Origin of the sequence: Defluviitoga tunisiensis, assembly GCF_000953715.1 — a bacterium.
Lineage (GTDB): Bacteria > Thermotogota > Thermotogae > Petrotogales > Petrotogaceae > Defluviitoga > Defluviitoga tunisiensis.
Genome location: NZ_LN824141.1, coordinates 1,893,082 through 1,904,861, shown reverse-complemented (window position 1 = coordinate 1,904,861; position 11,780 = coordinate 1,893,082). Strand labels below are relative to the sequence as shown.

The window sequence follows — 11,780 nt, the reverse complement described above, 5'->3', positions numbered from 1 at the left end:
TTCTTTTATGATATAATTGTTATAATTATATTAAATGTTTTGCTTTAATTAATGAAAAGAGGTGAGTATTATTAAAATATACGTTTCTTTTGATTTTGAGGGTTTAGGAGGAATCAGTCAGTGGGATGATGTTACAAAAGACAATAAAGATTACAAGCAAAAATATGCAGTTATACAGTTAAAGACACTTTTTGAACAATTACGAGATCATGAAGTTGTAATTTCTGATTCACATGATAAAGGAAACAATATTCCGTGGGAAATAACTAATGATTATCCTAATGTCAAGTTAATAAGCGGAGGGATTAGAAAATATTATATGATGTCTGGAATAGATGAATCTTTTGATAGGATGATTTTCTTTGGATATCATTCTGGAGTGGGAGAAATCTATTCTACAATGGATCATACCTATTCAAGCTCTTGTATACATAATATTTGGATTAATGGAAAAAAGATGAGTGAGACTCTAATAAACGCAGCTTATGGTGGTGTTTTTGATGTTCCTCTAGCTATGGTTGTTGGAGACGATAAGCTTAAAATGCAACTTGCACCATATTTCAATAAGATATATTATATTGAAACTAAGAAGTCTCTCGGAAGATATGCTGCCCAATTTAAACCGATGAAAATTCTCTTGGAAGAAATAAGTTCTACTACAAAATTGATGCTCAGTAAAGCTAAAGAGTATTTTGAGATTTTTAAATTTGACAAACCAATAGAAATGATTGTAGAATTATCTGATACTTCAAAGGCTGATATGGTAGAATCAATGCCATTGATTGAAAGAATAGATGGTCGAAAAGTTAAATTGCTGAGTGATGAATACAAAATGATATTTGAAGCCTTGTTAGCAATTACATATATTTGCAGTGTTAAAATTTAGATTTTTATAGAAAATAAATTTTCAAGAAAGAGGGAAAAAGCATGGATGAGCAACTTAATAAGTTAGCCCAGGCTAAAACAGGAGAATTTGATAGTACCGCTTCTCTTTCAAAACAAGAAGCTATATTTGCTGCAGGATGTTTTTGGGGTGTAGAGTACATGTTTAGAAAAGTTGTTGGCGTTATAGATGTAATTTGTGGTTACACTGGTGGATTTGTTGAGAATCCTACATACCAGCAGGTATGTACGGGAAAGACAGGGCATGCAGAATCAGTTTTAGTAATATATGATCCAAATATTGTTGGGTATGAAGAATTAGTAAGATATTTCTTTGAAATTCATGACCCAACTCAAATAGGTGGGCAAGGTCCAGATATTGGAGACCAATACAGAAGTGAAATTTTTTACCTAAATGAAGAACAAAAATCTATAGCGGAAAAAATTATTAAAGAATTGATTGAAAAAGGTATAAATGTTGTAACTAAAGTTACAAAAGCCTCTAAATTTTATAAAGCCGAAAACTACCATCAAAGTTACTATGATAAGACAAAGAAAGAACCTTATTGTCATTTTAGAAGAAATGTTTTTAACAAAGATTATATTAAAGTCATCATTTAGTTTATATAACAAATTTAAAAAAGTCTGGCTTATTATACGAAAGCCAGACTTTTTTATTTAGAAAATAATATTAATTTAGTTACAATTAAGATTAATATTTTCAAATTTATTCAATAACAGCGGACAAAGTTAATTATTTACGAATAAAGTTGAATAAGAAGTAAATGCTACGTTTTTCTGATTTGAAATTTCATTAAAAGAAATATATAATGATAATGAAAATCATTTTCGAAATAAAAAATAATTCGTGAAAATAAATTTCAAGAAATGGAGGAAAATCTGTGAAAACGTTGAAAAAGAATGCATTTATAGTCTCATGCCAAGCTGAAGAAGGAGAACCATTATTTGGGAAAGAGACAATGGTAAAAATGTCAATTGCAGCACAAATGGGAGGGGCAGACGCAATTAGAAGTCTTTATCCTGATGTTGTTAAGGAAGTAAAAAATGTAGTTAGCATTCCAATCATTGGTATTACAAAAAACAGAAATTTAAAGGGAGCTTTCATTACGACCACAAAGAAGGATATAGATGAATTAGTACAAGCAAAAGCAGATTTTATTGCATTAGATTGTACAAGAAGAGAAAGGCCAGAACCACTGCCAGAACTTTTTAACTATCTAAAGAGTAAATATCCCAACATTGGAATAATTGCAGATATTGCGGATATAGACGACGTAAAAAATATTATTCCATTAAAACCAGATTATATTGCGACAACCCTTTCTGGATACACAGACTATTCTATAAATAGGCCTTGCCCTGATTATGAATTAATTCGTGAGATTATTAAAATAACTGATATTCCTGTTATCGCTGAAGGAAACCTTTCAACTCCTTTAGAAGCTAGAAAAGCTATATTAAATGGAGCATATGCTGTGACAGTAGGAACAGCGATTACAAGGCCTCAGATAATAACTCAAAGATTTAAGGAATACCTTGCAGATTTTCAAGACGATGAATTATTAGCGGTTGGGATTGATATAGGAGGAACGTGGACAAGAGGAGTATTGGTAGATAGATTTGGAATAATTAAAGACAGTGATAAAGTTCGAACTGCTTCTACAGGAAAAGAAGTTATTTCAAATATGCTTTCTTTAATCAAGAAACTTAAAACAGAAGAAACTCATTTTCTAGGAGTAGCAAGTGGAGGAAGGATTGATTTCAAAACCGGAGTAGTAGGTTTTTCCACCGGATTAATTCCAGATTGGAAAGGCGTAGGTTTAGCAGATATTGTAGAAAAAGAATTTAATATAAGACCTATAGTTGATAATGACGCAAATTGTGCTTCATACTTTCAACATTTTATAACAGATGAAGATAATATGCTCATGATAACAGTTGGAACTGGGATTGGGGGAGGAATTATAAATGACGGAAGAATAGTAAGAGGTGCAAAAGGTGGAGGTGGAGAAATAGGACACATTATTTATCCTGGAAATACCAAAGAATGTTCTTGTGGAAAGGTTGGATGTGTTGAAACAATTCTTTCTGGAAGATATTTAAAAGAAAATATATATGGAAAAGAAGGAAAAGAAGTGTACAAGAAAATAAGAGAATACTCCAAAGTAATGGCTTGGTTTATTGATACCTTAAAAGCCACACTTGATTTTGATAAATGTTATTTAGGAGGAGTTTTGCCAAATTATGGAGATGAATTTTTGGAAAATATAAAAAATAGTTTTAAACAGATCAGTAATGAAAAAAATGCCGATTTTATAAACTACAGTGATCTAGGAGAATTTGCTGGAGCAAGAGGAGCCGCATTGCTATCTCTACATAAAGGAGAGATCTGAAATGTCGAAGATAGAAGCATTGATAAATTCGAGAATGCATAGTTTTACAAAGTCAGAAAAGAAGATTGCAGAATATATACTAAACAGTAAAAAAAGTGACATAACAAGAATGACTATAAGTGAACTCGCCTCAAATTCTGGAGTTAGTGAAGCAACTATCGTTAGATATGTCAAAAAAATAGGGTTTGAATCCTTTCAAGACTTTAAACTCAACCTTGTTTTAGATAATGGTGAAGAAGATGATATTTTAGAAGAAGAAAAAGATGTAACTATATCAAAAGACGATACCCCTCAAGAAATTTTAAGAAAGACAAAACTTGGCTTTTTACAGTCAATAGAAAATACTGATGCAATAATTGATATGAATAATTTTTTACAAGCAGTGAATTTTATTAGGTCTGCCAAAAAAATAGAAATTTACGGAGTAGGTTCTTCTTCTGCTGTTGGTAAAATTCTTCAGTATAAATTAACAAGATTAGGGTTTCCAGCTTATTCAATTGAAGATCCACACATGCAAGCTATTTCTGCAGCGACTTTAGGTTTAGGAGATTTAGCATTTGGAATAAGTCAAAGTGGTTCAACAAAAGATACTGTTGACTCTCTAGCTATAGCAAAAAAGCATGGGGCAACTACTATTTGCCTAACAGAACATGTAAACTCTCCTATAACAAAATATGCCGATGTTGTATTAGAAATATACTCAGGTGAAAACCCTGTTAAGACAAGTGCTGGAAGATCTATTTTAGTTCAAGTGTTCGCTGTTGAGTTACTGTCAGGCCTCTTATATTCAACAGAATATGAAAAGGCCATTAAAGTTGGAAAAGAAACTGCAAGTGCAGTTGTAAATAAATTGTATTGAGGAGAAGTAAGTCATGAGGTTTTGTCAATTTTAATTAAAAAATACTATGAATAAATTATTCAGAAAAAGTTTATGATTATTACAACTTTCTATAGTAATAATTTATCAACAAGATCTATTTTTTAGATAAAAATAACTGATAGAAAAATAATTTTTTTAGCCTTAAAAAATAATTACTCATCAAATTAAATAAATAAATAAATAAATAAAAAGATACTTTAAAGAAGGTCCAATTTATGGCCAATTTGGGCTAAAAATTAAGAGGAGGTTAAAAAACATGAAAAAGTTTGTTACGGTATTATTCTTGATTTTAACTGTTTGTACGATATCTTTCGCCGCAAAAACTGTTACAGTCGAATTTTGGACGTTGTCTTTATCAACATTTTCGGATTACATTAATGAAGTTATAAATAGCTTTGAAGCAGCAAATCCTGGTATTGAAATTGATTGGGTGGATGTTCCAATGGGTTCAATTCAGCAGAAGTTGGTAGCAGCTATAGCTTCAGGAAAAGCACCAGATTTGGTTAATTTGAATGCTCAATATGTCTTAGATTACGTAGCTAAAAATGCTCTACAACCTTTAGATGAGTACGTAACAAAAGAAGACAAGTTCCTTTACTGGGAAGGGTTGTGGAAAGGAACTGTAATAGATAACAAGGCATATGCAATTACTTGGTACGTAGGTCCATCTGGAGTGATGATTTATAATAAACAGCTTTTCGAAAAAGCGGGGTTAGATCCAAATAAACCGCCAGAAACTTGGGAAGAAGCAATAGAATATTCAAGAATAATAAAGGAAAAAACTGGAGCTTATGGAATTCAACCTAATCCTGGAGGAATTAACAACTTATCAGATGAAGGTATACAGCTTGTAAGTCCTGATGGGAAAAAAGCAACTTTTAATACTCCAGAAGCTGTTAAAAAGTTAGAATCGATGCAACAAGCTTTTAAAGAAGGACTTTTTCCACCAGATTTTATAATAGGTGATTGGCAGACAGGAACTCAAAAATATTCTGCAGGTGAATTGGCTATGTTTCCAGCTTCAACTATGATTAAACATATTCAAATTAATAGTCCAAGTATTTATGCAGTGAGTGATATAGCTCCAAGTCCTAGGAAAAAAAGTGGGGTTACTCGTTTAGATCCAATGAACTTAGCAGTTCCTTACAATGCAAAAAATAAAGAAGAAGCTGTAAAATTTGGGTTATGGTTAACTTCTCCATACTGGCAAATAGAATTTTCAAAATTGGCAACTATAGTTCCTTCAACAAAGATCACTTTGGAAACTGATCTTTGGTTTGTCGAAAGAGCAGAAGAAGATTTAAATATTAAAGCACAGATGATGAGTAATAGTAGTAAGTTAATGATGTATGCAGAAGATTCAACTGCGATTGGAAAAATCATAGGTGCATCTAAATACTCTGAATTCAAAAGAATATTAGATGAATATTGGCAAGCTGGTATAAAAGGTGAATATACTGCCCAAGAAGCTCTTTCCTTAGCAGAAAAAGAATGTAATAAGCTATTGGCTGAATGAAATTAAAAAAATTAAAGTGATAGGTGTTAATCTCACCTATCACTTTATAAATTTGAATATCGTGCCATGATCAGGAGGTGTCTTAATGAGATTAACTCGAAAAAAGCAACAATTAATTGTAATTATTGCTTTTTTATTGGTACCAATAATTTTGCTAGGTGTTTTTAGTTACTATCCAATTATTAAAGGAACTATATTATCGTTTGCAGACTACAATATGCTTACAAGTGAAATAAATTGGGTTGGATTAAAAAATTATCGCTGGCTTTTTAATTACAAATATTTTTATGTGTCTTTATTAAATACTTTAAAGTATTTAATAGTGGTTCCTTTCATTCAATTTGCTTCTATGGGACTTGCGGTTTTGGTAAATCAACAAGTTCCAGGTATAAAAATATTTAGGACCCTATTTTATGTTCCAGTAATTACCGGTAGTGTTATTGTAAGTATAGCTTGGAGATGGATTTTTGATGTAGATGGAATTTTGAATTATTTTTTAATGTCTTTACATCTAATAAAAGAGCCAATAATGTGGCTTTTGGATAAAAATATGGCGTTGTTTTCGTGTATGTTCGTAACTTTTTGGCGTGGTCTTGGTTATTATATGATTATTTATTTAGCGGGTTTGCAAAATATTCCTTCTGAACTATATGAGGCAGCTTCTCTAGATGGGGCAAATAGTTTTAAAAAGTTTACGAAGATAACCGTTCCTTTACTTAAACCCACTATGCTTTTATGTTTTATTTTATCTTCTATGTCTGCACTTCAAGTCTTTGAGGAGATTTTATTGTTAACTGAAGGAAAGTCACAAACCACTACGTTGATGTTTGAATTATATGACTTAGCTTTTAACAAACTAGAATTTGGAAAATCTGCAGCGTTAGCAATTGTGCTTTCAATTTTTTTAATATGTTTAACATTTTTGAATTTTAAAATATTTGGCTTAGGAGGCGAAAAAGAAAAATGAAAAGTTCATTAAGAAAAAAAAGAATCATATCATTAACGATAAAATATATAATTTTAATTTTATTAGTATTTTTTTTCCTATTTCCTTTTTTGTGGGCGTTATCTACTTCTTTAAAAACTGCAACGGATGTATTTAAATGGCCTCCAGAATGGATACCCAAGCCGATTAGCTTCGAGTCATACAAATATGTTTTAACCGAACTACCTATATTTAAATATTTTATTAATTCAATGATAATTACTATATTAGGAGTACTTTTTAATGTAGTTTTATCTTCGATGGCTGCCTACCCATTAGCAAGACTTGAATTTAAAGGTAGAAATTTAATTTTTTTCCTGATTATATTACCTATGATGGTTCCTATGCAAAGTACTTTAATTGTGAACTTTATTACTATTTTGCACCTAAATTTGTTTAATTCCTATATATCAGTGGTATTACCGACAGCTGTTAGCAGTTTTGGGATTTTTCTAATGAGACAAAATTACCTATCGATTCCACGCGAATTAGAAGATTCTGCGAAAATAGATGGTTGTAATGAATTCCAAATTTGGAGCAAAATTGCTTTTCCATTAGTCAAACCAGCAGCAGGAGCTTTAGCTATATTTTCTTTTGTGGCATATTGGAATTCGTTTTTATGGCCATTAATTGTTTTAAAAGATCCAAATAAATATCCTATCCAGGTTGGGATTGCTTATCTTAACAATATGTTTGCTCAAAATTATAGACATATTTGTGCTAGTTTAATAATAGCAGTTATTCCTATATTAATATTTTTCTTTTTCACTCAAAGATATTTTATAGAAGGCTATCAAGGGGCCTTAAAAGGTTGAAATATAATTCATTTATTTTATTGATTTTAAAAAAACATTATTTACAGTCTTTTGCTAATTATAAAAAATACTTTTATGGAGGTTATTGATTAAATGCCTAAATCAAAGATTAAATTTGGGAATCAATTCTTAAGTATGACATTTGATGGTTTAAGTGGCGAACTATTAGAACTTGTCAACATGAAAAATAGTGATAATTTGCTAAAAAATTGGAATCCTCTAAGAAATATGCCTTTTTCTATAAAATTAAAAACTAAGAATGGAAGTAATGTGTTGGTACAACCTCCAAATCGTAAGAATGTTATGAAACATAATACTCTTATGCCTAAAATTTCTATTCAAGAAACAAACAATGGTATTAAGCGTATTTTGATTGATTACAATAGTTTTTGGATAGAAGATCATCTTAGTTATATATCTGTAATTTATTCTGTAACAATCAAACCAGATAGTTGTGAAACTATTTGGAACATAGAAGTAAAGAACAATGAAACGAATTATCTAATAGAAGAAGTAATTTTTCCGATCCTATCTGGGATTTATCTTGGAAAAAGTTGGGAAGATGACGTTTTAGTGTTTCCTTTTAATGCTGGAGAAAAGATAAATAATCCAATTGAAGCTTATGAAAAAGGGTCAAGTACTATTGGATGGAAATGGCAAGAATATAAATATCTTTACTCAATAGATGGGATAGAAACTCAAAAAGATTCTGATGATTTTTTTTATAGACAATGTGATTATTCAGGGCCGTTATCAATGATGTGGCTTGACTATTTTGATAGTGAGGGAGGGTTATATCTTTCATGTTACGATGATAAGTTTATGATTGGAAGTCTAAGAGCGGAAACTTTGGGTAAAAAAAGACCTGGCATGGGATTTTCAATAATAAAATACCCTCAAATAAAAAAAGGCGATATTTGGAAATCTCCTAGTTATGGTTTGGCGATACATGATGGAGATTGGCATTGGGCTTCAGATAGTTATAGAAAATGGAGAAATTCTTGTAAAAGTGTAAAATTATCAATTCCAGAATGGTTTAAGCGTAGCACAGCCTTAGTTGCACATTATGATTTTAAATATCAAAATGGTGATATTGTCCATAAGTTTAAAGACATTCCAAAAATATATAAACAAGCTATTAAAATGGGGGTAGATCACATTTTAATATCGGGTTGGCACAAAGATGGATTTGATAATGGTTTTCCACAATACACCCCAGATCCAGATTTAGGAACAGAGGAGGATCTCAAACAAGCAGTCAGATTTATAAGAAATTTAGGAGGTCATGTAACATTTTATATAAACAGTCAACTATGTAATATTAAATATGAAGATAAAAAAGAACTTATTGAAGAATGCTCTGTAATAAATAAAAAAGGAGAAATTGAAACCACAAGTTATGGCGACGAGTCAATAACTTTCAGCGTAATGTGTAGTAATGCTGATAAATGGGAAGAATATTTAATAAATGTTGTGGATTACCTTGTGAATATTATTGGAGCAGATGGCATCTATTTTGATCAACTTGGAATGGCTAAACCACAATTTTGTTATAATGAGAAACATAACCATCATATTGCTGATTGGAATAAAGGATATAGAAATTTAATATTAGATTGTTTACATACATTTCAAAATGAAAAAGGCAATGATCCTATTTTATTTTTGTATGAAGGAGTAACTGATATTCATGGTGAATATATCTCAGCTCAACTTATATCCACTTTTTTCTATTATCATTGTGGAGCTTATCCAGAACTTTATAAATATACTTTTCCAGAACAGATTTTAGTCGATATGGTTTACCCAAGAAAAAATTTATCTATGCGTCCAGTACATATTGCGCAAGTATCTAGAGAAATGATAAATAAAGCTTTTATCTTAGGATCATATTTTTGGATTTATGATCTTGAAGAAGATAACACATTTAAAAATGATCCAGAACAATACGAGTATTTAAAAAAAGTAATAGATCTAAAAAATGTGTGGTTGAATTTGTATGGACAAGGTATATTTAAAGATACAGTAGGAATTGAAGTAAATGATAATGGTATTTTAGCAAAATTATATTATTTAAACGATAGTTCAAATCTTATAACAATTGCAAATGCAGCTATGAAAAAAGAAGGAAAAGTTAAATTTTATTGTGACCCTTCAAAGGTAAAAATAGTAACTTGTAATTATTTAAATGAGCCTAATTATCCAATTGAATTGGTTTGGATACCAAAAGAAGAAAGTGATAAGAAATACATAGAAATAGTAATTCCTAACTATGAGTTAGCTTTGATACATATAGAATTCTATGAATAAAATGAATGTATATTTTGATTTTTAGTATCATTACAAACTTTTGATAACAAGGTATTTTTTGAATTTAAAAATACATTTTTGGAGGTAATTCAAATGTATCTTGCACAAGATTTAGAAAAAATTGGATTTTTAAGACATTTAATGCTAATTGGTAGCAGTTATGAAGAGATTGATTATTATCCTTATTTGTCTTCAATAGGTAACAATTTTGAACCTAAAGAATGGCTATTTGATTCTTTTGTACTATTTCCAAATGTGCAGCATTTTTCCTTGGGTGCTGATATAAATATTGGAACCACAATGAGTGGAGAAGGGGATTTTTATGCAGTACCATGTCCAAATCCAGGTAATAAAGAAGCATGGCTGACTGCAATTGATAGTTTAATTTGTGGAGCAAATACAATATCCACAACTATTGAAGAATTATCAAAGATAATAGGAAAACCAGAAAGAAAAAGGAACCTAGTTGTTATGTTACCTTACCCTGGGGTAAATCAATGTAAATTTGGAATGATTAATGGTGAGAATCTGAATTTTTCTGTATTAGGGCAAAATTTAACACATGCAACAGAAGATAGATATATTGCATGTAAATGGTTTGTAGAAACTTTTATGGCTCAATGGAAGAAAGAAGCAATTGATAATCTAAATTTATTAGGATTTTATTGGCCATTTGAAACCGTTTATAGAGGTTGGAATGTAGATGATCATTGGTTATTAAAAGAGATTCATAGATATATAAATGTATCATATAAGAAAAAATTATTTTGGATACCTTTTTGGGCGAGTTATAATGTTCATTTACTTGATGATTATCAAAACTATTATTTTGATGCAGCTTTTTTACAACCTAATTATATGTTTTACGAAAAAATAAAAGGAGTCGAAGAAGCTGCCGAAGCCGCAAAAAAAAGAAATGCAGGTATAGAGATGGAATATTTCCTTAATTTAAATGAACCGATTAAAGTATCCCAAGAACGTCATAAAAGATTTAGAGAATATTTAAATGGTGGTGTTAAGTATGGTTATATGGATGCAGCATGTGCGTGGTTTGTTGGAGGAAAGATTGGAGAAATGTTAAAAGATCCGATTGAATTTGAATTTTATCAAGATATAGTTGATTTTGTACATAAAAGATACAAGATAAAAAATATAATCTAAATTTATATAGTTGGAGTTTATAATTATATTATTTTCTTAGTACAAGGAGTAATTGATGTTGAAAATAAATATTTTGGATCTATTAAATACTTTTGAGAGTATTGGAATTAGAAAGGGAGATACACTTTTGGTACATAGTTCATTATCAAGTTTTGGTTACGTAGAAGGTGGGACACAAACTGTTATTGAGGCTTTATTGGCTTCCGTGGGAATAAGCGGAAATGTTTTTGTTCCAACACTTACAGGTAAACCAAGTGATGGTCCAACTAATCCTCCAGTTTTTGATGTGAAAAAATCTCCTTGTTGGACTGGTAGAATTCCTTCTGAGTTTATGAAATTACCTGATGCTAAAAGAAGTTTGCATCCTACTCATTCTGTTGCAGGGATAGGTCCTTTAGTAGATTATTTGATTAAAGGTCATGAAGATTCATTGACGCCTTGTGGAAAAGATTCACCCTACATAAAAATAGCTGAAATTGGAGGCTACATTTTGTTGCTAGGGGTAACAATGGATTCTAACACGACTATTCATTCAGCTGAAGAACTAGCAAATGTGTCTTATCATTTACAGAAAGAAAAGGCAGAGTGCACTATTATAGATCATAGTGGAAATATACTAAAAAGAAAACTATATCTTCATAGATGGGGAACACCAAGATACTTTCAAAAAATAGAAGAGCCTCTTGAAAATTTACATATATTAACTCAAACAAGGTGTGGTAATTCGGTGATTAGATTAATAAAATCAATGCCGATGATTGAATGGTTGTACAAAAAATTAATACAAAATCCAGAATATCTTATAAAGGAGAGTTAG

General features: G+C 30.5%; 10 protein-coding genes. All 10 read left to right on the top strand.

Annotated elements, in window-relative coordinates:
- Window positions 1-61: 61 nt before the first annotated feature.
- The 10 genes from DTL3_RS08665 to DTL3_RS08620 all read left to right on the top strand — a co-directional run bounded on the left by DTL3_RS08665 (window position 62) and on the right by DTL3_RS08620 (window position 11,780).
- Complete coding sequence (locus DTL3_RS08665) at window positions 62-886, top strand: M55 family metallopeptidase (RefSeq protein ID WP_197539530.1); 825 nt, start codon at window positions 62-64, stop codon at window positions 884-886.
- Window positions 887-927: 41 nt separating this feature from the next.
- Entirely contained in the window at window positions 928-1,503 is a 576-nt protein-coding gene (gene msrA / locus DTL3_RS08660) for a peptide-methionine (S)-S-oxide reductase MsrA (protein WP_084217269.1), read from the top strand.
- 281 nt (window positions 1,504-1,784) lie between these two features.
- The gene (locus DTL3_RS08655) at window positions 1,785-3,296 is read left to right on the top strand and encodes a putative N-acetylmannosamine-6-phosphate 2-epimerase (RefSeq protein WP_052670462.1); all 1,512 of its coding nucleotides are present in this window, start codon (window positions 1,785-1,787) and stop codon (window positions 3,294-3,296) included.
- 1 nt (window position 3,297) lies between these two features.
- Window positions 3,298-4,155: a MurR/RpiR family transcriptional regulator gene (locus DTL3_RS08650; RefSeq protein WP_045088362.1), complete on the top strand. Its 858-nt coding sequence runs from the start codon at window positions 3,298-3,300 to the stop codon at window positions 4,153-4,155.
- Between the two features lie 277 nt (window positions 4,156-4,432).
- Window positions 4,433-5,692: an ABC transporter substrate-binding protein gene (locus tag DTL3_RS08645; RefSeq protein ID WP_045088361.1), complete on the top strand. Its 1,260-nt coding sequence runs from the start codon at window positions 4,433-4,435 to the stop codon at window positions 5,690-5,692.
- A gap of 85 nt (window positions 5,693-5,777) precedes the next feature.
- Window positions 5,778-6,659, top strand: a complete 882-nt coding sequence (locus DTL3_RS08640; protein WP_045088360.1) for a carbohydrate ABC transporter permease — start codon at window positions 5,778-5,780, stop codon at window positions 6,657-6,659.
- Window positions 6,656-7,492, top strand: a complete 837-nt coding sequence (locus DTL3_RS08635; protein WP_045088359.1) for a carbohydrate ABC transporter permease — start codon at window positions 6,656-6,658, stop codon at window positions 7,490-7,492. Before DTL3_RS08640 ends, DTL3_RS08635 begins: the two co-directional genes overlap by 4 nt.
- A gap of 93 nt (window positions 7,493-7,585) precedes the next feature.
- Window positions 7,586-9,802: a DUF6259 domain-containing protein gene (locus DTL3_RS08630; protein WP_045088358.1), complete on the top strand. Its 2,217-nt coding sequence runs from the start codon at window positions 7,586-7,588 to the stop codon at window positions 9,800-9,802.
- Window positions 9,803-9,895: 93 nt separating this feature from the next.
- A complete protein-coding gene (locus tag DTL3_RS08625; protein WP_045088357.1) occupies window positions 9,896-10,963 on the top strand; it encodes a DUF4855 domain-containing protein in 1,068 nt (355 codons plus the stop codon).
- 58 nt (window positions 10,964-11,021) lie between these two features.
- Window positions 11,022-11,780 (top strand): AAC(3) family N-acetyltransferase, encoded by a 759-nt coding sequence (locus tag DTL3_RS08620; RefSeq protein ID WP_197539529.1) that lies wholly within the window; start codon window positions 11,022-11,024, stop codon window positions 11,778-11,780.